Annotated in this window: 18 protein-coding genes; 11 read left to right on the top strand and 7 right to left on the bottom strand. The window is 61.5% G+C overall.

The window, feature by feature from the left end; all coding sequences use genetic code 11:
* The first annotated feature begins 55 nt into the window (after positions 1–55).
* Positions 56–1,294, top strand: coding sequence for an HNH endonuclease signature motif containing protein (locus tag ATN37_RS23470; protein WP_218695675.1), 1,239 nt, complete (start codon positions 56–58; stop codon positions 1,292–1,294).
* A 111-nt stretch (positions 1,295–1,405) separates the two neighbouring features.
* Here the strand turns inward: ATN37_RS23470 and ATN37_RS23465 are convergent, their stop codons facing one another.
* Positions 1,406–2,248, bottom strand: a complete 843-nt coding sequence (locus ATN37_RS23465; RefSeq protein ID WP_074447109.1) for an SDR family oxidoreductase — start codon at positions 2,246–2,248, stop codon at positions 1,406–1,408.
* Positions 2,249–2,525: 277 nt separating this feature from the next.
* On the opposite strand from ATN37_RS23465, the gene ATN37_RS23460 reads away from it, so the two are divergent.
* The 4 genes from ATN37_RS23460 to ATN37_RS23445 all read left to right on the top strand — a co-directional run bounded on the left by ATN37_RS23460 (position 2,526) and on the right by ATN37_RS23445 (position 7,168).
* Positions 2,526–3,533, top strand: a complete 1,008-nt coding sequence (locus ATN37_RS23460; RefSeq protein ID WP_003943163.1) for a diiron oxygenase — start codon at positions 2,526–2,528, stop codon at positions 3,531–3,533.
* A 33-nt stretch (positions 3,534–3,566) separates the two neighbouring features.
* Complete coding sequence (locus tag ATN37_RS23455) at positions 3,567–5,294, top strand: FAD-dependent oxidoreductase (RefSeq protein WP_218695674.1); 1,728 nt, start codon at positions 3,567–3,569, stop codon at positions 5,292–5,294.
* A gap of 210 nt (positions 5,295–5,504) precedes the next feature.
* Entirely contained in the window at positions 5,505–5,981 is a 477-nt protein-coding gene (locus tag ATN37_RS23450) for a Zn-ribbon domain-containing OB-fold protein (RefSeq protein WP_019745839.1), read from the top strand.
* Positions 5,978–7,168, top strand: a complete 1,191-nt coding sequence (locus tag ATN37_RS23445) for a lipid-transfer protein (RefSeq protein WP_030536146.1) — start codon at positions 5,978–5,980, stop codon at positions 7,166–7,168. The genes ATN37_RS23450 and ATN37_RS23445 overlap by 4 nt, the downstream gene beginning before the upstream one ends.
* 30 nt (positions 7,169–7,198) lie before the next feature.
* On the opposite strand, the gene ATN37_RS23440 is transcribed toward ATN37_RS23445, so the two are convergent.
* On the bottom strand, positions 7,199–8,005 hold the full coding sequence (locus ATN37_RS23440) for an alpha/beta fold hydrolase (protein ID WP_218695673.1): 807 nt from the start codon (positions 8,003–8,005) through the stop codon (positions 7,199–7,201).
* A gap of 99 nt (positions 8,006–8,104) precedes the next feature.
* Between ATN37_RS23440 and ATN37_RS23435 the strand changes: the two genes are divergently transcribed.
* Positions 8,105–9,121, top strand: coding sequence for a helix-turn-helix domain-containing protein (locus tag ATN37_RS23435; RefSeq protein WP_257216876.1), 1,017 nt, complete (start codon positions 8,105–8,107; stop codon positions 9,119–9,121).
* Here ATN37_RS23435 and ATN37_RS23430 read toward each other — a convergent pair.
* Complete coding sequence (locus ATN37_RS23430; protein WP_218695672.1) at positions 9,106–9,864, bottom strand: ankyrin repeat domain-containing protein; 759 nt, start codon at positions 9,862–9,864, stop codon at positions 9,106–9,108. The genes ATN37_RS23435 and ATN37_RS23430 overlap by 16 nt on opposite strands.
* The gene (locus tag ATN37_RS23425) at positions 9,864–10,574 is read right to left on the bottom strand and encodes a FadR/GntR family transcriptional regulator (RefSeq protein WP_075834731.1); all 711 of its coding nucleotides are present in this window, start codon (positions 10,572–10,574) and stop codon (positions 9,864–9,866) included. The genes ATN37_RS23430 and ATN37_RS23425 overlap by 1 nt, the downstream gene beginning before the upstream one ends.
* Positions 10,575–10,790: 216 nt before the next feature.
* Here ATN37_RS23425 and ATN37_RS23420 point away from each other — a divergent pair, with 216 nt between their 5' ends.
* From ATN37_RS23420 to ATN37_RS23400, 5 genes are all read left to right on the top strand, one after another.
* Complete coding sequence (locus ATN37_RS23420) at positions 10,791–12,230, top strand: aspartate ammonia-lyase (protein WP_058038379.1); 1,440 nt, start codon at positions 10,791–10,793, stop codon at positions 12,228–12,230.
* Entirely contained in the window at positions 12,230–13,675 is a 1,446-nt protein-coding gene (locus ATN37_RS23415) for an amino acid permease (protein ID WP_063315510.1), read from the top strand. The genes ATN37_RS23420 and ATN37_RS23415 overlap by 1 nt, the downstream gene beginning before the upstream one ends.
* 15 nt (positions 13,676–13,690) lie before the next feature.
* Positions 13,691–14,653 carry an asparaginase gene (locus tag ATN37_RS23410; protein ID WP_063315509.1) on the top strand — a complete coding sequence of 321 codons (963 nt, stop codon included), beginning with the start codon at positions 13,691–13,693 and terminating at the stop codon, positions 14,651–14,653.
* A gap of 175 nt (positions 14,654–14,828) precedes the next feature.
* Positions 14,829–17,528 (top strand): LuxR C-terminal-related transcriptional regulator, encoded by a 2,700-nt coding sequence (locus ATN37_RS23405; RefSeq protein WP_063315508.1) that lies wholly within the window; start codon positions 14,829–14,831, stop codon positions 17,526–17,528.
* Between the two features lie 14 nt (positions 17,529–17,542).
* Positions 17,543–18,364: a hypothetical protein gene (locus tag ATN37_RS23400; RefSeq protein ID WP_003942972.1), complete on the top strand. Its 822-nt coding sequence runs from the start codon at positions 17,543–17,545 to the stop codon at positions 18,362–18,364.
* Here ATN37_RS23400 and ATN37_RS23395 read toward each other — a convergent pair.
* The 3 genes from ATN37_RS23395 to ATN37_RS23385 are packed head-to-tail and all read right to left on the bottom strand — an operon-like array spanning position 18,356 to position 21,441.
* The gene (locus ATN37_RS23395; RefSeq protein ID WP_050655018.1) at positions 18,356–20,056 is read right to left on the bottom strand and encodes a SulP family inorganic anion transporter; all 1,701 of its coding nucleotides are present in this window, start codon (positions 20,054–20,056) and stop codon (positions 18,356–18,358) included. The two genes, ATN37_RS23400 and ATN37_RS23395, sit on opposite strands and share 9 nt — an antisense overlap.
* Positions 20,053–20,766: a GAP family protein gene (locus tag ATN37_RS23390; protein ID WP_042451601.1), complete on the bottom strand. Its 714-nt coding sequence runs from the start codon at positions 20,764–20,766 to the stop codon at positions 20,053–20,055. Before ATN37_RS23390 ends, ATN37_RS23395 begins: the two co-directional genes overlap by 4 nt.
* A 15-nt stretch (positions 20,767–20,781) precedes the next feature.
* Complete coding sequence (locus ATN37_RS23385) at positions 20,782–21,441, bottom strand: GAP family protein (RefSeq protein ID WP_007730384.1); 660 nt, start codon at positions 21,439–21,441, stop codon at positions 20,782–20,784.
* Positions 21,442–21,482 lie beyond the last annotated feature (41 nt).

Below are 21,482 nucleotides of genomic sequence, written 5' to 3'. Positions count from 1 at the left end.
AATTTTCGATTCACATTCTCTTGTGTTCGAAACTTTGTTCGATTATGCTTTCGGCATGGACAGTCGGGATGCGTGGCAGCTGGATGGCGAGGGCCTCAAGAGTGAGGTTCTGGATCTGGTGCGTGTCCGGCACGAGTTGCAGTCGCGGATGGTGTTGCTGATCGTGGAGATGTTTTCCCGTGAGGTTCTCGGCGGGAAGGGTTTTCGGGCGATCGCGCAGTGGTTGCATGGTTCGACGAATCTGGAGATCGGTGAGTGCAGTCTGCTGGTCGGGTTGGCGCGGTTGTTGATGCTCGAACCTGTTGTCGCGGATGCGTTTCATCGCGGTGACGTGGATGCGTTGAAGGCGCGGCAGGTGGCGTCGTTTTGTCAGCATCCGCCGAAGAACATGACCCTGGCGGATGTGGACAAGGCTCGCGGGATTCTGTTGGGGTTGGCGTCGAAGAACATTGCGGATTGCGATGCGGTGCGGGCGGCGATCCGGCGGATCGAGAAGCAGTACGGCAAGCGCGAGGACGGCGTTCCGGTGGGTGAGGATTCGGAGCGTAACGAGTTCTACGCCTCGAAAGGCTTGTACGGGCGGGTCACTGTGAAGGGCGACCTGGATGCGATCAACGGGGCCCGGTTGATCACGTTGTTGTCGAGCCTGTCTGCGCCGACACCGGAGAAGGACGGCGTGAAGGACGCCCGCACGCCGGCATTACGGCGTGCGGACGGGTTTTGCGAACTACTGCGGCGGTACGAGCGGGCGGGGTTGGGTCCGATCGAGGGCGGGGTTAAACCGCACATCACGGTGACTGCGTCGGCGAAAGATATGACAGACCTTAAAGTTCTGAAAGACCTGTTGCCGTCCACTGAGGAGTTGGGATTTGCGTGGACGGATTGGGTGGGCCCGATCAGTATCGACACTGCGCGGATGTTGGCGTGCGACTGCACGATCACGCGGATTTTGTTGGACGAGAATGGTGTTCCGCTCGACTGCGGTAAGGAAGCGAGAACGGCGACGGTTCCGCAGCGGCGGGCGTTGGCGGTTCGTGATGGTGGGTGTGCGTTTCCGGGGTGCGGGACACCGTCGGGGTGGTGCGATGCTCATCATATTGTTCACTGGAACGATGGTGGCCCAACAGATCTCGATAATCTGATTCTGTTGTGTGGTCATCATCATCGGACGCTGCATCACACCGAGTGGCGTGTCGAGATCGGCCCGGATCGGAAATCGGTGTTCTATCCACCGATGTCGATCGATCCGTATCAACAGCCGATCGGCGGGAACAGCCCACCTACAGCAGCCTGAACCGCGACAATCGAATACATCAGCACCGGGGACGAACCATGCCCCGGTGCTGGCGCACGTTTCTGGTCAGATCCCAACCCCTCAAATCCCAACCCCTCAAATCCCAGCCCCTCAGATCCCGGCCCTTCGCACGAGAGCGTCAGTGGCAGAAGGGGATACAACGTCAATCGCTCGTAACAGCCCCGCGTACCGCGGATACAGCTCGACGGGACGCGTATTGATCGCCCTCAAGATCCACGATGCAGCTTGATCGGCCGTCAGCGCCGGCTGGCTCACGTAATCCGCCGTCGGCGCGATCATCGGTGTTCGTATGAGTGGGAATTGCACTGTGGTGACATCGACACCGGTGCCGTGACATTCCGCGCCGAGGCTTCGGCCGAATGCACTGAGAGCAGACTTCGACGCGTGATAGGCGCTGAACCTGGGCATCACGCCCGCAGTGACTCCCCAGGTTCCGACGTTGATGATGTGTCCGGACTTCGCCTCGAGCATCGCGGGCAGTAGCCGCAACGTCAGTCTTGTCGGCCCGAAGTAGTTCAGCGCCATGGTGCGCTCGTAGTCGTGGAATCGGTCGACCGAATCCAACGCGGTACGCCGGATCGAGCGACCCGCATTGTTGACGAGGATATCGACCGACCCGAATCGATCCGCGATCGTCTCCGCGAGTTCGTCGACGGCTTCACCGCGGGAGAGGTCCGCAGGCACGATGTGTGCCCATCCTCCCCTGCGGTGAATCTCGTCCCGTACGTGTTCGAGGTTTTCCTCACCGCGCGCGACCAGGATCATCTCGGCTCCCCGACGAGCCAAAAGATGAGCTGTCGCCTCACCGATCCCCGACGAGGCTCCCGTCAGGACGATGGTCTTGTCGGAAAGCGTGACGCCGCGAGACGGAACAAGGGAGCGCAGACGCGTCGGCGGTCTCAATGCAAGATTGCTGAGAATCGATCTGATCACGTCGGCCTCGGTTCGATCTTCGCGTGCGATTCGGTGCGAACCCGTCCCTGAACAGCCCACTTCGGACGCACCGCGGAAATTACTCAAAAGTAAGTTATGGCGCCGTTTCGGCCATGTCAAGAATTCGTCGGGATTCAGGAGTATCTGCCACTAGCTTTTCCTGATACCTCGGGTTACATTAAATCCAGACCGAGTGCCAGCGATCACACAACCGGCCCTCGATTCCACCGAACACCGCGAGAAATACCAGCGGTGACCGAAACGAAGAGGAGACGCCATGACGCTCACATCGCCGCTCGACAAGCGCGGAGAAGCATCCGACGACTCGTACAACGAGACGCTTCGACTCCTGTCCGAGGGCTCGGTGCACAAGCACTTCGACCCGTACCTCGACATCGACTGGGACTCCCCCGAGTTTGCCGTCGTCCCGAACGATCGCCGCTGGATCCTCCCGGCCGAGACAGATCCGCTGGGTGCTCACCCGTGGTACCAGTCGCAGTCCGAGGCCAGGCAGATCGAAATCGGCATGTGGCGCCAGGCCAATGTCGCGAAGGTCGGTCTCCAGTTCGAGAACATTCTGATCCGCGGCATGATGCAGTACGTCTTCTCGCTGCCCAACGATTCGGCCGAGGCGCGTTACTGCACGCACGAGTCGGTCGAAGAGTGCAACCACACGATGATGTTCCAGGAGATGGTCAACCGCATCGGTGCCGACGCTCCCGGCATGAGCCGTCCGATGAAGATGCTTGCACCCTTCATCCCCCTCGCTGCGGGTCCGTTCCCCGAACTGTTCTTCGTCGGTGTCCTCGCCGGTGAAGAGCCGATCGACCACATTCAGAAGAGCATCCTGCGCGCCGGCGGCCAGATCCACCCGATCATGCAGTCGGTCATGGCCATCCACGTAGCCGAGGAAGCGCGTCACATCTCGTTCGCGCACAAGCTTCTGAGCCGTCGCATCCCGCTGATGTCACGCCCGAACCGGTTTGTCCTCTCGCTGCTGTTCCCGATCGTCATGCGCATTCTCTGTGACGCCATCGTCATCCCGCCGAAGTCCTTCTGGAAGCAGTTCGACATCCCGAAGTCCGTGAAGAAGGACCTGTTCTGGGATCTGCCCGAGTCGCGCCAGACCCTGCGCAACTACTTCGGTGACGTCCGCATGCTGGCCACCGACACCGGCCTGATGAACCGTGCCTCGCGCCTGGTGTGGAAGGCCTGCAAGATGGACGGCCGCGCATCACGCTTCCGTAGCGAACCTCACCGCAGCTCGCACAACGCCGCCGCGTAGCTCCCGGACAGTCGAGATCGGACTCATAGCGCCATGCCACACGTAGTCACGCAGTCCTGTTGCAGCGACGCCTCGTGCGTCTACGCCTGCCCGGTCAACTGCATCCATCCGACGCCGGACGAGCCGGACTTCCTCACCGCCGAGATGCTGCACATCGATCCGCAGGCCTGCGTCGACTGCGGCGCATGCGTCTCGGCCTGCCCGGTCGACGCCATCGTCCCCGAGTCGAAGCTGACCGACCCGCAGCGAGTCTTCCTGTCCATCAATTCGGACTTCTACAAGGAAGAGCGGCCCAGGCCGCTTCTCGCCAAGGTCATCCCGGCAGCCCACGTCGACAAGGGCCGACCGCCGTTGCGCGTTGCCATCGTCGGTTCCGGACCGTCGGCGATGTACGCCGCGGACGAGTTACTGACTCAGCCTGACGTGCAGGTCAACGTCTTCGATCGCCTTCCTGTGCCTTACGGCTTGGTTCGCGCCGGCGTTGCTCCGGACCATCAGAAGACCAAGCAGGTCACTCGCTTGTTCGACAAGATCGCCGCACAAAAGGGTTTCGAGTTCTACCTCAACGTCGAGATCGGCAAGCACATCTCGCACAGCGAACTGCTCGAAAATCACCATGCGGTGCTCTACGCAGTCGGCGCTTCGTCCGACCGTGGTCTCGGCATTCCGGGCGCTGATCTGCCTGGCACGGCCTCGGCCACCGACTTCGTAGCCTGGTACAACGGCCACCCCGATCACGCCGACGACGTCTTCGACCTCTCACATCGCCGCGCGGTCATCATCGGAAACGGAAATGTCGCGCTCGACGTCGCTCGCATTCTGACGGCCGATCCCGAGAAGTTGGCCGGTACCGACATCTCCGCTCACGCACTCGCCGCTCTGCGGAAGAGTCGCGTCGAAGAAGTTGTCATCGTGGGTCGACGCGGAATCGCGCAGTCCGCGTTCACGGTCCCCGAGTTCACCGGCCTGATGGCACTGCCGGACATCGAACTCTCTGTCGGACCCGACGACATGGTTCTCGACTCGGCCACCGAAGAACTGGCAAAACGCGGCGAACTCCCGCATGCCGTCGAGCAGAAGTTGCGTCTCCTCGAAGCCCTGAAGAACCGCGATCACGTCGACGTCGGCAACAAGCGCATCACGTTGCGCTACCTGCTCACGCCGACCTCGATCACCGGCGACGATCAGGTCAGCGGAATCGAGTTCGCGCGCAACGCTCTTGTCGACGCCAACGGAACCGTGCAGATCGAAGCAACCGGCGATACCGAGACCATCGATACCGGCTTGGTCCTCACCTCGATCGGCTACCGCGGAGTGCCCATCCCCGGCGTCCCGTTCGACGAGCGCGCTTCGGTCATTCCGAACGAGAACGGCCGAGTCCTCGAAGCTCCGAACGGTGATCCCGCCACCGGGGTCTACGCGACCGGTTGGATCAAGCGCGGACCGAGTGGGTTCATCGGCACCAACAAGTCCTGCGCGCAGGAAACGATCAGGATGCTCGTCGACGACTTCAACGACGGACACCTGACCAACCCGGTCGCCGACGACTCCGCAGTCGATCGTCTGGTCCGGGCGCGACAGTCCGACGTCGTCGACCGCGAGGGCTGGCACGCCATCGACAAGGCGGAACTGGAACGCGGCGCTGCGCACGATCGTGCCCGCGAAAAGGTTCTGGATCAGGTCGAAATCACCTCCATCCTCGACGCTGCGGCCCGGGTGAAACCGACGCGTCGATTCGGTCGACCCGTACGCGTTCGCTGATCCACTACAGGTAAACAGCTACTTTCACGCACACGGCCCCGCCTGCAGACTCGTCTGCCCGGCGGGGCCGTCTGCGTTCCGGCAACGTCCCACTCAGCGAAAATTTATGCCCGTCAGCGGCCGAAATCATGTAATACTGCAACCTGTTCCAGTAAGCGGCACAGCGAGCCACGATCCCCGGATCACGCTCGCCAACCAGATGAGGATTGCATGAGCGAGACTGCAACGCCGGCGCCGAACGGGAGTGTGACACCTGCAGTAGAGGGTTGGTTCACCACCGGCGACGAACCTGCTCTGATCGGCACGAAGTGCCAATCCTGCGGCACCATTTCCTTCCCTCGTGAGGCGACGTTCTGCAAGAACCCGAGCTGCTTCAGCGAGGAGTTCGACGACGTGGAACTCTCCCGCCGCGGCACTGTCTGGTCGTACACCGACGCGCAATACCAGCCCCCGCCGCCATACATCCCGCGCTCGGATCCGTACGAGCCTTTTGCTCTCGCAGCAGTCGAACTGCCCGAGGGCATCGTCATCCTCGGCCAGGTGGCCGACGGATTCGGCGTCGACGATCTCAAGGTCGGCAATACCGTCGAATTGGTTGTCGAGCCGCTGTACACCGACGAAACCGGAGTACGTACGACGTGGCGCTGGAAGCCTGTCGCCGCAGCTGATCAGGAGTCGCAGTCATGAGCAAGGACGTCGCAGTACTCGGTGTCGGTATGCACCCCTGGGGCAAGTGGGGGCAGTCGTTCGTGAAATACGGCGTTGCCGCCGCTCGCGCCGCGCTCGCCGATTCGGGTGTGAATTGGCAGGACGTCGACTTCATCGTCGGCGGCGAGACCGTCCGCAACGGTTACGGCGGATACGTCGCCGGAGCCACGTTCGCTCAGGCCCTCGGCTGGAACGGCGCTCGCGTCGCCACGTCGTATGCAGCGTGCGCGACGGGAGCCCAGGCACTCGACACCGCTCGCGCACGAATTCTGGCCGGCCTCAGCGAAGTTGCCCTGGTCGTCGGCGCCGACACCACGCCGAAGGGCTTCCTCGCTCCCGTCGCCGGTGAGCGTTGGGACGACCCGGACTGGCTGCGCTTCCGCCTCATGGGTATGACCAACCCGGCGTACTTCGCGCTCAACGCGCGTCGTCGCATCGACCTCTACGGCGCCACCGCGGAGGATTTCGCCAACGTGAAGGTCAAGAACGCCAGGCACGGGCTGAGCAATCCGAATGCGCGCTACCGCAAGGAAGTCACCGTCGAGAACGTGTTGGCCTCCCCCGTGGTGTCCAATCCCCTTCACCTGCTCGACATCTGCGCGACGTCCGACGGCGGCGCCGCAATCTTGCTGACGTCGATGGAATACGCCCGCAAGATGGGCATCGCGGAACCTGTTCGCATCAAGGCTATTTCGACGGTCACGCCGACGTTCCCCCAGACGATCATGGACATGCCGAACTTCTCCACCGATTCCAGCTCCGCCGTTCCCGCTCCGGAGCGCACGTTCAAGGAATCCATCGGCTACGCCGCATACGAAGAAGCCGGGATCTCTCCCGAGGACGTCGACGTCGCCGAAGTCTACGACCTCGCTACCTCCGTGGAACTGGACTGGATCGAAGACCTTGCCCTCTGCAAGCGGGGCGAGGCCGAGCACCTCCTGCGTGCGGGTGACACCAGTATCGGAGGCCGCATCCCGGTCAATCCGTCCGGCGGTCTCGCATGCTTCGGCGAAGCCGTTCCCGCACAGGCACTTGCGCAGGTGTGCGAGCTCACTTGGCAGCTTCGTGGACAGGCCGAAGGCCGTCAGGTCGAAGGCGCCCGCATCGGTATCACCGCCAACCAAGGTCTGTTCGGACACGGCTCCTCGGTAATCGTTTCCGCCTGACCCTGTTCAACTTTCGTGGCGGTCGCACACTCACCCGTGAGCGGCCGCCACGATCACGTCTGCCACTGCCCCTGGCTGGGAAACCAGCGATGCGTGCGAGGTCGGGAGTTCGCTGGTGTTCGCGCCCATCCGGTTTGCCATGAACCGCTGCGCCGATGCTGGGATCACGCGATCCTCACCGGCAACCAGATACCAGCTCGGTGTGTTCGCCCACGACGGTGGCCCGCCGAGCTCGAGGTTCGCCCACAAAGCCGCAGACTTCTGATGCGCCAACATCGTTGCCGCTGTCTCGTCGGAAACATCCTGAGCGAAGACGGAATGGAAATACTCGTCCGTGACGTAGCCGTCGACGTTCTTCCCGCCGATCGCGTGAGGATCGTCGACGATCTTCAATCCCAGAGCCGGAGGAAGCAATTGGCTGCCAGGAAACCTGATGGGATCGATCGTGATCTGCACCGGCTCACCCTGAACCGGAGCAAACGCCGCGATGTACACCAACGACTGCACCTTCGGGTCGTGAACATTGGTGATCACCGCGCCGCCGTACGAGTGTCCGACGAGCACGACAGGTCCGTCGATGTCCGCAACCGTCTTCTCGATCACGGACGCGTCGTAAGCGGGCCCGCGTAGAGGATTGTCCGGCGCCACGACGCGATAGCCACGCGAACATAGGTCGGCGGCAACGCCGTCCCAACTGGTCGCGTCGGCAAAAGCGCCGTGGACGAGAACGACGGTTGGCTTGGGGCTCGCCACCGCAGCGCCGGAGCCGAAGATCACTCCGGCCGCGACTGTCATGAGTAACGCCAGAACTGCGGTGAATACACGTGAGATCTTCATGCGTTTCCTTCACTCTCGTCGAAAAGCGAGAAACTGCGGTAGGCCGGGACACGCCCGTTTCGATCCTAGAAATACCTGCTGCGACGGACGTGACTGTCCGTGCAGACTTTTGAGCTCACACTGCACAACTTCTGGTTGAGCGTCCGCATCGCGGGGTATCAGGGCTGCATGGCTTTGCTCCTGGATACTTCCGTGTTGGAGCCTGACCAACGCGCGGACGCCTTTGTCGACGCGATGGGTCGTGCCTCGGTCCCGTGTGCAATCCACTTGGAGAACCCGGAACGGGTGAGCGCGAGAATGAACGTGTGGAACCTCGGTGCAGCATCACTGTTCCGCTCCGAGTCGACCGGTATGCGGTTGACTCGAACACCACGTCACGTCCGGTCCGCGTCGATGCCCGTCCTTGCGATTGCCCTGCAGGAGAGCGGGATCGGCCATCTAGATCAGCACGACGAACAACGCAGAGTGCCCGCCGGTGAACTGTTGATGACGGACCTGACGTCGACCTACGATTTCTCCTGGCCGGGAACGGGCGCTTCCCAGTGCCTCTACGTTCCGATGGATCGGCTGGGACTGCCGATCGACACCATGCGGGACGCTGCTACCCGGCCTCATCACAGCAATCTGTACCCCGTGATGATCGCGCACGTTCGTGAATTGTTCCGCAGCGCCGCTCTGTTGGAGACCGATCCTGCCGCCGAACAATTGGGCGAGGCCTCGATCGAACTCGCACGTGCTTTGGTCGCTTCGATCGCACATGCGAATCCTGACGCATCCGCTCCGAGATCGTCCCTTGCCATGACTTCGATCCGTCGATACATCCGTGAACACCTTCACGATCCGACACTGAATCCCGCACGAATTGCTCACGCCCACAACATCTCACTGCGACAGCTGTACAAGATCTGCTCGGACAACGGCTTTCGGATCGAACAGTGGATCATCACCCAGCGCCTGCAGAAGGCTCGGGACGAACTGGCTCGACCCGCTACCGTCGATCTGCCGATCGCGACCGTTGCGCACCGGGCGGGGTTTGTCGACGCCGGACACTTCAGCCGACGCTTTCGACAGGCCTACGGGCTGAGCCCGACTCGTTGGCGTCAGCTCCGCGATTGAAGCAGCGCCACAACGTCTGACTGACCACGACTTTCGGCATTGTCCAACGCGGTCTTCCCCGATGCATCCCGGATCGAGGGATCTGCCCCCGCGTCGAGAAGCTGAGTGATCACGTCGATATAGCGCGCCGAACCATCGCCGTACACAACGGCTTCGAGTAGCGCCGTCCACCCGGGATCGTTGACGTGATTGACCGGAACCCCGGCAGCAATCAGCATCCGGACGGTCTCGACATGCGCGCGTTCACTCGCGGGAATCAGCGCCGTACCGCCGTAACGGTTCACGCTGTCGACGTCCGCGCCGTGGGCGAGCGTGAGCGCCAGAATCTCGTTCAAACCCTCGGCTCCGGAATACAGGAAGGCCGAATCCTGCATGGAATCCTTCGCGTTCACGTCTGCTCCGGCAAGAATCAACGTAGAAGCCGCAGCGACGGCGTTGTTCTTGGTGGCCTCGACGAGTGGAGTCCGTTCGCCCTCGCCGCGCGCTTCGATGTTCGCGCCGGCAGTCAGGGCAGCGGTAACAGCTGCGGGATCATTGCGGTCCACAGCATCGAAGAGCGCGCGTTCGGATTCCGGCGTCGATGGTGGATTTACACCCGTAGGCGGTACAGCTGCCGTTGTTGGTGCTGACGCCGCGGTTGTCGGCGTCAGCGGGGTGTCGGACGAACTGCAGCCAGCCAACGCTCCGGTCACCGATGCCGCGAAGATTGCGCAGGCGAGGACAGACCTGCGCGGCCGCGCCATCACAACGAATCACTTTCTTGGACAAGTGTTTCGAGCGTCATCCTGACGGCGTCCAGATGTTCGGCCATCGCCCTGGAGGCGTGGTCGTAACTGCCGGACGCGATTCCTTCGACTATTCGTTCGTGTTCCTCGTTCGACCTTTCCTGGCGACCGGCAACAAGATTGAGTGTCTCGGACTGCCTTGTCAACGCTTCACGAATATCGACGATTACCGACTCGAAGACCCGATTCCTACTGGCTTTCGCAATCAGTCCGTGGAACTGCGCATCGAGTGCGACCCATACGAGCGGATCATCCTCGTCACGCATCTGCTGGACCAGTCCGCGGAGGGCCGTCAACTCCTCCACTGTGTGCCGTTGGGCAGCCCACCCTGCGGCCGGAATTTCGACATGCGGCCGCGCTTCGACCAACTCGTTGGCCGCGTAGCTGCCGAAGTCGAGGTCTCGCGCTATCGAATCGCTGACGACGAAGGTGCCGAGCCCGGATTTCGTCTCGGTGAGCCCGAGGGCATGGCACGAGCGCAGGGCTTCACGGATGACCGATCGACTGACCCCGTGTCTTTCGGCCAGGGACGCCTCGGACGGGAGACGCTCTCCGACTGCCAGTTCGCCGGAGGTTATTGCGGCACGGAGGTCGGCGAGAACCGCCTCGGCAGCACTCACCCGCGAGGCGACGGGTCGCCTGGTGGCCCAGCTGTCTGACAGGTTCATGCCGTCATTGTTGCGACTGCCGAAGTCCCGCGTCAAACATCGCACTTGATGAAGGGTTGACGTGCCGGAGTGAGCGAGGTAACAATTACACCTGTCAGACAGCCTGATAGCCCGATAGCAGGGCGGGACTACTACTCGACCGTCAGCGCTGCGATCCCGAAATACACCCACCGCGCAGAGTGATGCTCGCGCGAAGAGACACGAGGAATTGATCAAGTGCTCGAAACGCGAACAGAACACGATCTGCTCGGCGATCGCGAGGTTCCAGCCGATTCGTACTGGGGTATCCACACCTTGCGCGCAATGGAGAACTTCCCGATCACTGGTCGAACAATCTCCACGAACCCGCATCTGATCCGCGGCATCGCTTACGTCAAGTGGGCCGCAGCCAGCGCAAACGAAAAGCTGGGCATCCTCGACCGCCCGCGCGCGGAGGCCATCTCACAGGCATGCAAGGAGATCGTGGACGGGCGGTGGCACGAACAGTTCGTGGTGGACGTCATCCAGGGTGGCGCCGGCACGTCGACGAACATGAATGCGAACGAGGTCATCGCCAATCGCGCGTTGGAAATCCTCGGCCACCAGCGCGGCGACTACGAACGGCTTCACCCCAATGAACACGTGAACCTGAGCCAATCGACCAACGACGTCTACCCCACGGCCGTGAATATCTCGACGATCTTCGCGATCGATGACCTGCTGGATGCACTTCTTACACTCCAGAACGCATTCACGACCAAATCTCTTCAGTTCGCCGACACAGTGAAGATGGGACGCACCCAACTGCAGGACGCCGTGCCGATGACTCTGGGTCAGGAGTTCGGGACCTACGCGGTCATGATCGAGGAGGATCGGGCGCGTCTGGCTGAGGCCGCTCTTCTCGTTCACGAGATCAACCTCGGCGCGACTGCTATCGGCACTGGCCTCAACGCACCCGCCGGCTACGCCGAGGTGGCCTGTTCCGACCTGGGCGCACTGACCGGACTGCCGCTGGTGTTGGCAACGGATCTGGTCGAAGCGACCCAAGACGTGGGCCAGTTCGTCCACCTCTCCGGCGTCCTCAAGCGGGTCGCTGTGAAGTTGTCCAAGGTGTGCAACGATCTCCGACTGCTCTCTTCGGGCCCGCGAGCGGGATTGAACGAGATCAATCTTCCACCGGTGCAGGCAGGTTCGTCGATCATGCCGGGCAAGGTCAATCCTGTCATTCCCGAAGTCCTCAATCAGGTCGCGTACGAAGTCATCGGCAACGACGTGACGATCACGATGGCTGCGGAATCCGGTCAGCTCCAACTCAACGCTTTCGAGCCGATCATCGTGCACTCACTGTCCGAAGGAATGCGACACCTCGGTGCGGCTTGCCGCATTTTGGCGGACCGGTGCGTACTCGGCATCACGGCTAACACCGAACTGCTGCGCGCCCGAGTCGAAGACTCCATCGGCCTCGTCACCGCGCTCAACCCCTACATCGGATATACCGCGTCCACTCGGATCGCCCAGGAGGCGTTGATTTCCGGGCGTCGCGTCGCAGATCTCGTAATCGAAGCCGGCCTGCTCGACCGAGAGGAACTCGATCGGTTGCTCAGCCCCGAACATCTCGCCAATCTCCGCGTTTCGGGCGAGAAGCCTCATGCCACCGCTGTTGCGGAGGAGGTTTGATGACCGTCGAACGGGAAGAGACAGGCCGCGCCGAAGTTGCCACTGAGGAGGATCTCGGATATCAGAAGGCGCTCGGCCCCAGACAAATTCAGATGATCGCGATCGGTGGCGCGATCGGAACCGGCCTTTTCATGGGGGCGGGAGGGCGACTACAACAGGCGGGCCCGGCCTTGGTTCTCGTGTACGCGCTGTGCGGATTCTTCGCGTTCCTGATCCTGAGGGCGCTCGGCGAACTGGTGATGCACCGACCGACTTCCGGATCCTTCGTTTCCTACGCACGCGAATTCTTCGGCGAAAAGATGGCTTTCGCTGCGGGCTGGTTGTACTGGATGAACTGGGCAATGACTGCCGTGGTCGACGTCACGGCTGTGGCGTTGTACATGAACTTCTTCAAAAAGTACTGGGCGCCACTGGGACACATCGATCAGTGGATGTTCGCTCTGATCGCGGTGTTGCTGGTTCTCGGACTGAATCTCGTGTCCGTGAAAGTCTTCGGAGAGTTGGAGTTCTGGTTCGCGTTGATCAAGGTCGTGGCCTTGACCGCATTCCTCGGGTTCGGTGTCTATTTCGTACTCTTCGGCACGCCCATCGAAGGGCATTCCTCCGGATTCAGCCTGATCGCCGACAACGGTGGGCTGTTCCCCAACGGAATACTGCCGGCAGTCGTGGTGATTCAGGGCGTCGTGTTCGCTTACGCTTCAATTGAACTCGTGGGGACCACGGCTGGAGAGACCGAAAATCCCCGGAAGGTGATACCCAAGGCGATCAACACAGTGATCATTCGGATCCTCGTCTTCTACGTGGGGTCGGTCCTGCTGCTCTCGCTGTTGCTCCCCTACACCGAATACCACGCCGGTGAAAGTCCATTCGTCACATTCTTCGGTTCGATCAACATCCAAGGCGCAGATGCGATCATGAATCTGGTCGTTCTCACGGCGGCGTTGTCTTCACTCAATGCCGGATTGTATTCGACCGGACGAATACTCCATTCGATGGCGGCGGCCGGTTCGGCGCCTGCCTTCGCTGCCAGAATGAACAAATCCGGAGTGCCGTACGGGGGAATCGCACTCACCGGCGTGGTCATCCTGTTCGGCGTCGGGCTCAATGCTGTTGTCCCAGCGCAGGCCTTCGAAATAGTCCTCAATCTTGCGGCACTGGGCATCATCAGTGCATGGGCGGTAATTGTGCTGTGCCAGTTGAGGCTCTGGCAACTTGCGAAACAAGGCAAAGTCACTCGCCCTTCCTTCCGCATATTCGGCGCACCGTACACCGGGATCGCGACACTGGTCTTTCTTGCGGTCGTTATCGTGTTGATGGCATTCGACAACCCCGTTGGAACGTGGACCGTCGGATCCATCGCGATCATCGCACCGCTCTTGATGATTGGTTGGTACGCCGCCAGGAATCGTATTCGCGAGTTGGCCATCCACCACCCCGCAGCTTGACGTGAAAGGACCACAGTGTCGAAAGTCGCAGTTGTCACTACCGGTGGCACCATCGCCAGCACCCGGGATGCGCATGGAATCAGCCGGCCCGCAATCACCGGTGCAGATCTGGTCGGCAACGAGCAGGCCGACATCGAGCTTCGAGTCGTCGACGTGATGTCGAAGGACAGCTCGAGCATGACCTTCGCGGACATGGATCGTGTTCGCGACGCCGTAGCCGATCAATTGAAAGATCCCGGACTCGACTCGGTGGTCGTGCTTCACGGCACCGACACGATGGAGGAAACTGCGTTCTTGTTGGACCTGCACCACGACGACCAACGCCCGGTGGTCTTCACCGGCGCGCAGCGCACTTTCGACCATCCCGAATCCGACGCTCGTTCGAATCTCGCCGCGGCGATCTCAGCCGGACTGGACATCTCGTCACACGGGCGTGGTGTCCTTATCGCCTTCGGCGGTTCGGTCCATCCAGCCGCAGGTACGCGAAAGTCCGATACGACGGCACTCGATGCCTTCCGCCGCGTGCACATCGATCCGCTCCTGCTGCGTACTCCCGAACCATTGCCGTGGCATCCGATTTCGGACACCCGCGTCGACATCATCGCCGTGTATCCCGGGGCAGACCGCGTACAAATCGACGCCTGCGTGCACGCCGGGGCGCAGGGACTTGTTCTCGACGGGCTCGGTTCGGGAAATGCCAATCCGACGATAGTCGAGGCCGTACGAGACTGCGTAGGCGCTCACATTCCGGTAGCCGTGACAACTCGGGTGCCCTCGGGGCCAATCTCCCCGGTTTACGGTGGCGGTGGTGGCGGGCACGACTTGATCGCCGCAGGCGCTGTATTTTCCACCGATCTTCGAGCCGGGCAGGCACGTGTACTTCTGGCAGCCTTGTTGTCAGATCCGGATCTCGTGGGCCTGGAAAAGGTATTCGACCGCTATTCGAGGTTTGCTCGCACCCCGCCGTTCGGGCGGTAGAACTGGCGACACCATTCATTGTTCGAAATTCACTTCACTAAATCAGGGACTTTGGTCCGAATTTTCGACTTGGACGCTTATTTGGTGTCCGAATTGGGTAGTTTCACATCATCTAACTCGTTCAAAATTTCGATCCAGCGGTCACGTCCAGTGCAGCCAGTCGAACAGGAGTCGGATGAGCAGCCCATTTCGTGATGCCGCTGCAGTAACGCTCGACGCGTCTCACCGCGTCGGGCAAGCGCACGTGCCAGGCGCCGCACTCAACGGTCGTTTTCACCCGCCAACTGCCGTGAAAGGACTGGTCGCGCGTCCGCGCCTGCACCGCAAACTCACCGCATCCACTGCCACCAAAGGCTCAGGCCCCGGGCCTGTCGGGTTGCTCTCGGCTCCGGCCGGTGCGGGGAAGACCCTACTTCTGGCCGATTGGGCTCGCGAATATTCCCGAGCCTCCCCTGATGTTGCGCTGGCCTGGCTGACGTTGGCCGAGCGCGACAACAACGTGTCGATACTGTGTGAATCCCTCGCCGAGGCGATCGCGTCCTCCGTCGATGCGGCCGGCCAGAGGCTCCCCGTGCAGACCGGATCCAGGCCGCCCGTCGAGCAGTGGCTCGCGCACTTTGCGGAAACCCTCGAAACGCACGAGCGCCGAACAACGTTGATCCTCGACGACGTTCACACCCTCCACGATCCGATGTCGATCGGTCTCCTCGATCGGATACTCACACAGACCCCGGGCAACCTGTCGATTATCGTTGCCGCCCGCTACGAACCACCGCTCACGTGGCATCGTCTGGCTCTCGACGGCCGACTCACCCGCTTTGCATCCACCGATCTCGCTTTCGATCGCTCCGAGATCACCGCGATATTCGGCGAGTACGACATCACGCTGCGCGACGACGAACTCGCAATCGTCGAGAACTTCACCAAGGGGTGGGGCGCCGTCGTTCGCCTGACCGCCGCGTTTCTGGCCGGCCGCAGTGACATCGGCGATGCACTGGACGAGTTCACGCACACACCCCGCCCGATCGCCGACTTTCTCGTCGACGAGGTACTGACGTCCTTGCCCGAACATGTCACCTCGTTCATGTTGCGAACATCGGTAGTCGATTCTTTCTCCGCCCAACTGGCGGAAACTCTGACGGACTCGAACGCTCGATCCGAGATCGACTCGCTGATTCAGTTCAACTTCCCCGTGACCCGTACCGATTCCGCCGACCACACAACGTGGTTCAGCTATCACCCTCTCTTGCGCGAGCACCTTCGGGCAGAGTTCCGTCGCGTCGATCACGTCGAGAGAAACCGCGTACACCTGCGAGCAGCAAGCTGGTTCGAAAGCAATCACTTCGAACTCGAGGCGCTCGAACTCGAGGTGTCGATCGGAGACCCATGCCGCATTCTCGCGTTTCTCGAACGCTGCGGGCTGGGCCTCGTACTCGACGGGCACTGCGGGGACGTCGTGCGAGTCCTGGAATCCGTGTCGACGCAGGTCTCGGAATCCCCGATCACCCGACTGGTGCTGGCGGCGGCCGCCCTCCACTCCGGTGACGTGACCTCGGCGACCACGTGCCTCGATCTTCTCGAGGCAACTCATCCACCGATTGCAGAAGATCCATTGTTCCTGGCGATGAGCCTGGAAATCTCCTGCGTTACGGCGACTTCCGACAACGAGCCGCTGGCGGCACGTCTGGAGCGGCGTCAGAAAAGCACCCACTCCGACATCGAAGCCTACGCACACATGGAATTGGCGACGGCACACTTACTGCGACGTGAGTTCGACAGGGCGACTGTCGAATACACTCAAGCCGTCGCACTCGGGACAATACGGGGCAGGGCGCGATTCGTCTTGAAGTCGCTGACCGGACTGGGCTACGTAGCTTCTCTCAGCGGAGACATCGGGGCGATGAGGGCTCACTCCGTCTACGCTCTCGACTACGCGGTCGAACATCGCATCACGACGACTGCGGAGTACGAGTTGTCCGCGTCGGTGGCCGCCTTTGCCACATATCTCTGCGCTTCGAGCGAACTCCCGTACCGCATCCCGACAATCGGAAACTACCGGAGCACAGACGTTCTCGGCGCCAGCGCGCCGGTGTTCGGGTGGCACTCCGTCGTAACCTTCGGCCTTCACAGTCTCGACAGCTCGACCGACCGACGCTCGACCGCCGCCGATGTTCGCGACGCGATGCTCAGCGCGATCGAATTACGTACCTTCGCGTTCGCGACCTTGGCTCTTCTACCACCCGTCGTCCACGCATGCCTTTCCGTCGGTGAGGTGGAATGGGCAGCGAGACTCGTGCGTGACGCAGCCGATCAATTCGGAGAAACGTCGGAGATACATCTCGCACGGGGTGCCGTCGCCTTCTCGTCCAACAAGTTCGCGGAAGCACTCGTCGAAGTTTCCGAAGCTCTCGGGTCCTCCGAAATCCCGTTGCTCGCACATCACGTCTACGCCTGGACACTCGAAGCCGGGATCCACGCTGCAACAGGTCACGAGCGCAAGTCGTTTCGCTCCCTCCACAAAGCGCTGCGCGCCGCGGAAGCCGGTAGCCTGCTACGCCCCTTCCTCGACTACGGCGCATCCCTGCGGCCGGTGTTCGACGAGTTCAGTGGACATTTCGGCGATCAGGAAGCATTTGCCGAACAGGTACGTAGCCGCATTCGCCCACAAGAATTGGTGAGTGCACCGATCCTCACGCCAGGCGAATACACCGTGCTCCGTGAACTCGCTTCCGGAGACACCACCGAGTCCATTGCCGACACGCTGTTCCTTTCCGTCAACACCATCAAGACGCATCTTCGCGGGATCTATCGCAAGTTGGAAGTGAGCAACCGACGCGACGCGCTCAAGGCTGCGCGACGCGGCGGACTCATCTGAGCAAGACTGCTTCCATGCCCCCGAAGCTGTATTCCGATACGCGCGATCGATTGACCGTGTGGGCGAGACGTACACCCAGTCGACGGTTGGCGACTGATGCAACCATCGGGGTCTTCGAAGTCGGGCTCGTGGACAGCGCCATGACTTTGGCGGCCCAGGCCTTTACGTCATTGCTCCCGGTCATGATTGCAGCGTCGACCTTGGAGAAGCTGAAGCCGTTGGCTGATGCCGCCAAAGACGACCTCGGCGTCCAACTCCCCGACACCGTATTGACCAGTACCTCTACCGCGGCAGCGTTCGGGATTGTCGGCTTGCTCATGCTGCTGATCAGTTCCACGTCCTACGCTCGCGCTCTCGGCCGGATGTACGGACGGATCTGGAGCGTGCCGACGGCGACACTCCGTCAGGCGTGGCGGTGGTTCGCGGTAGTGTGCGTCGTGGCCGCGTCGGTGGTCGGTGCGGCCCTGTGCCGTGAACTGAATGGTGTTCCGGGAGTGGGCAGAGTCCTGGAATTCACAGCGGTCTACGTCGTGTGGGCACTCGTGTGGACAGCCGTGCCCATGCTGCTGACGGCCAATCGCATGACCACTCGAATGTGCGTCGGGTCAGGATTGCTCACCGCGACGGGCCTGACCGGACTGCACGTGGCCGGCACTCTTTTCCTCCCCCGAATGACAAAGACGTCGCAGGACGAGTTCGGTCTTCTGGGCGTGATGTTCACCGTCATCGGCTGGCTGTTCATCTTCTCGGCCATCGTGGTTGTCGCGTCGTCGATCGTCGGATCAGTGGCCAAAGATTCCGGTCCCCTGGGAATCTGGCTACGGACATCACGCTGAGGTGTTGTCTCGACCTGCAAGCGCTTTCGAGACGGTCGGATAGACGTCGACCTTCAGCGCGCCCTGGTCGGCACCGGACAGAACGTCGCGGAACTGCCCGATGTCGCGTGCCACTCGGAAGCTCACATTTCTGCGTGCCAACGAATCTCGAAGCTGAGCCAACATCTGCGCAGCGCTGACGTCGATGAACGGTGACGTCTCGGCGTCGAGAACGACCATGGTGGTGCCGGCGGTCACCAGACCGGTGATCTGATCACGCACGTGATCGGCATTGGCGAAGAACATCCCCGCTTCGACCCTGACCACTACGACGCCGTCGAGTGTCTTCAGATCAGGATGCCCACTGATGTCGACCCAGCGCGTGCCGTCCTTGGCCAGAGCGGCCACGTGCGGTTTGGAGACCCGATACAGGAGCAGCAACATCGAGACGGCGATTCCGATGATCAGACCGGGCAACGTGTCGAAGAGGAGAACCCCGAACATCGCCGCGATCGCCGCCGCGAAATCGGCCCGGGCAGCGTGCCCGTAGATACTGCCCAACCTCTTCGTCCACACCCGGTACAGCGCTGCGAGGGAGGAGAAATCGACCAGTTCGATCACTGCTGCGATGACCACAGCCGAGAGCGTCGCCTCTGGCAACTTCTCGAACAGGCCGGTGAGAAACAGCAGTGTCACCAGCGTCAGCGCCGCGACCACCAGTCCGCTGACCTGAGATTTGGCGCCCGCTCCTCCGTTGACGGCGGTCTTCGACAGGCTGCCGTTGACCACCATTCCCGAGCAGAGACCCGATCCGAGATTGGCCGCACCCAGTCCTGCCAGTTCACGATTGGCGTCGATGGTGTAGCCGGCTTTGGCCGCGTATGTCTTTGCAGCGCCAAGACCTTCGGCGAAACCGATGAGCAGAACGCCGACCGCAGGTCCGACCAGGTCGAGGTAGTCCTCGGCTCCCACACCACTCGGCAGACCCATCGACGGCAGGCCCGAGTCGATGTGTCCGACAATGTCGATGCCACGATCGTCGAGGCCGAACAACGCTACTGCGGTAATGCCCAGCAGCACGACGAGGAGCGAACCCGGTACGAGCGGAAGCCATCGCTTGACGCCCAGGACCATTGCCAGGCTGAGCAATCCGATGATCACGGTCGGTAGGTCGACCTCACCCAGTTCCTTCACCACTGTCCACGTCTGGACGAAGAAGTTTCCCTCCCCCTTGTCCACGCCCAGGAGTTTGGGTACTTGACCGATGATGATCGTGAGCGCCAGACCGACGATGAATCCCTTGAGAACCGGCTCGGAGATGAAGGACGCGATGAATCCGAGGCGCATGAATCCTGCGAGCAGTCCGACGAGCCCGGTCACGATCGCCAATGCCGCCGACAGCGCGATGAATCGGCCGTCGTTTCCTGAAGCCAATGGCGCAATCATCGCCGCGGACAACGCTGCGGTCGCCGACATCGGCCCGACGATCAGATGGCGCGAACTGCCGGCTGCTGCATACAGAATCAATGACGGAACCGCAGCATAAAGCCCGACCACCGGCGGAACTCCGGCGATGGTGGCGTACGCGAGCGCTTCCGGAACAAGGACAGCCCACACTGTAAGGCCCGCAATGATGTCGGGGCGAAGCCAAGCGCGTTGATAGTCGGACAACGATCCGAAGACCCACCAGGTCCGCGTGTGCGGAGCACTCATAGTCCTTGCACCCCTTTACTGATCTGCATCGCCGCGATCAGGACGAGGAGCCCGACGTTCAGCAAGTGCGTGTTGGTGGCTATCCAGGTGCGGATCTTCAGCAGCGGTTCGGTTGCCTCGTCCTTCTTGATCAGCAGGAGGGCAACAGGTACCGCGACCGAGGTCACGGACACCAACGAGAAGATCACGGCCGAGACGATCTGCGACGTCGGTGCCACGGTGCTGAGACGAAGGTTCATCGCTGCTGCGATGGCACACGACATGTCGATGGGGTTGAGAACGAACAGCGCGAAACCGAGCACACCGGATCGCATTGGTTGGAAGTGCTCAACCGATTGCAGCATCTTCGGCAGCTGAGGGGCCGCAGCCACAACGTCGCCAGGGGCAACTGCAGCCGCCATCGCCTGAACCCCGCGACGACTGCGTGAGTAGACGAACCAGGCACCCGCCAGCAGAGTTGCCCCGAGAACGAGATGGATGATGGGCACCCACAGCGGAGGGTGTGTGCGCTGATGAACCTGGAGTGCGGTCAAGATGACGTACGAACCGGCCAGCGCGACAACTATTCCGAGATACCACCCGATCAGGTACGCAATGCTGTTGATACGCGCTCGTTCGGAAAACAGTACGGCCACAACGGCGACAACCGCCAGCGGGCTCATGATGATCCCGAGCGCCAGCGGGATCTGTTGCAGTAGCAGCGATCCCATAACTACCTCCAGTTGTCAGAGACCGCCGATGCCCTTGCCGATGAGAACAACACCGATAACCAGGATCAACACACTCATCACCGTGGCGTTGTTTTCCTGCAACCACACCTTCAGCTTGGCCAGCGGACCACGCAGTCGCTCCGCGGCAACGAGGTAGCCGATCACGGGCACGCACACTGTGCAGGCCGCGATGATCGTGAAAACCAGAATGGCGACAACAACTTCTCCGGAACCCAATGACGCGGATCCGATCGAGATTCCGGCCGCGATACACATCATCAGATTCTTCGGATTGATCGCAGCCAGAGCGAAGCCCAAGCCGAGGCCTTTGACAGCGGTCATGTCATCGATGGCGTGCATCCACTTCGGGGTTTCGTGCTCGCCTCCGCGTCCGCGCCATTGCTTGACTCCGAACGCAAGAAGCAATACACCCAACGCCAGCTTGATCCACGACACTGTCGCTGACGGATCACCTTCGGAGTCACCGAGCTTGCTGGACAGAAGCACGAAGATCACGGTGGCGACGACGATTCCCAGTATCCAGCCCAGCGCGAACCCGACGCTCGTGCTGCCGGCACGCTTGGACAACAACATCAAGATTGCCGCGATGATCGGGATCGGCGATACCGCAACGCCGACCGCGAGGGGTAACAGATCCCCGATGACAGATCCCATGCCGACCTCTTCTCTCTCCCGGTCGACACTAGGGGTGGCGA

The sequence above is a fragment of the Rhodococcus sp. MH15 genome (genome assembly GCF_019266045.1).
Taxonomy (GTDB): Bacteria; Actinomycetota; Actinomycetes; order Mycobacteriales; family Mycobacteriaceae; genus Rhodococcus_F; species Rhodococcus_F qingshengii.
Note: the sequence above shows the minus strand (reverse complement) of the source record. Positions and strands in the feature narration are given on the sequence as shown.

What these genes read in the sequence shown, in the direction of transcription:
- ATN37_RS23470 (WP_218695675.1), top strand. Translation starts at nt 56, where the DNA reads ATGGACAGTCGGGATGCGTGGCAGCTGGATGGCGAGGGCCTCAAGAGT.
- ATN37_RS23460 (WP_003943163.1), top strand. Translation starts at nt 2,526, where the DNA reads ATGACGCTCACATCGCCGCTCGACAAGCGCGGAGAAGCATCCGACGAC.
- ATN37_RS23455 (WP_218695674.1), top strand. Translation starts at nt 3,567, where the DNA reads ATGCCACACGTAGTCACGCAGTCCTGTTGCAGCGACGCCTCGTGCGTC.
- ATN37_RS23450 (WP_019745839.1), top strand. Translation starts at nt 5,505, where the DNA reads ATGAGCGAGACTGCAACGCCGGCGCCGAACGGGAGTGTGACACCTGCA.
- ATN37_RS23445 (WP_030536146.1), top strand. Translation starts at nt 5,978, where the DNA reads ATGAGCAAGGACGTCGCAGTACTCGGTGTCGGTATGCACCCCTGGGGC.
- ATN37_RS23440 (WP_218695673.1), bottom strand. Translation starts at nt 8,005, where the DNA reads ATGAAGATCTCACGTGTATTCACCGCAGTTCTGGCGTTACTCATGACA.
- ATN37_RS23430 (WP_218695672.1), bottom strand. Translation starts at nt 9,864, where the DNA reads ATGGCGCGGCCGCGCAGGTCTGTCCTCGCCTGCGCAATCTTCGCGGCA.
- ATN37_RS23425 (WP_075834731.1), bottom strand. Translation starts at nt 10,574, where the DNA reads ATGAACCTGTCAGACAGCTGGGCCACCAGGCGACCCGTCGCCTCGCGG.
- ATN37_RS23415 (WP_063315510.1), top strand. Translation starts at nt 12,230, where the DNA reads ATGACCGTCGAACGGGAAGAGACAGGCCGCGCCGAAGTTGCCACTGAG.
- ATN37_RS23405 (WP_063315508.1), top strand. Translation starts at nt 14,829, where the DNA reads ATGAGCAGCCCATTTCGTGATGCCGCTGCAGTAACGCTCGACGCGTCT.
- ATN37_RS23400 (WP_003942972.1), top strand. Translation starts at nt 17,543, where the DNA reads ATGCCCCCGAAGCTGTATTCCGATACGCGCGATCGATTGACCGTGTGG.
- ATN37_RS23395 (WP_050655018.1), bottom strand. Translation starts at nt 20,056, where the DNA reads ATGAGTGCTCCGCACACGCGGACCTGGTGGGTCTTCGGATCGTTGTCC.
- ATN37_RS23390 (WP_042451601.1), bottom strand. Translation starts at nt 20,766, where the DNA reads ATGGGATCGCTGCTACTGCAACAGATCCCGCTGGCGCTCGGGATCATC.
- ATN37_RS23385 (WP_007730384.1), bottom strand. Translation starts at nt 21,441, where the DNA reads ATGGGATCTGTCATCGGGGATCTGTTACCCCTCGCGGTCGGCGTTGCG.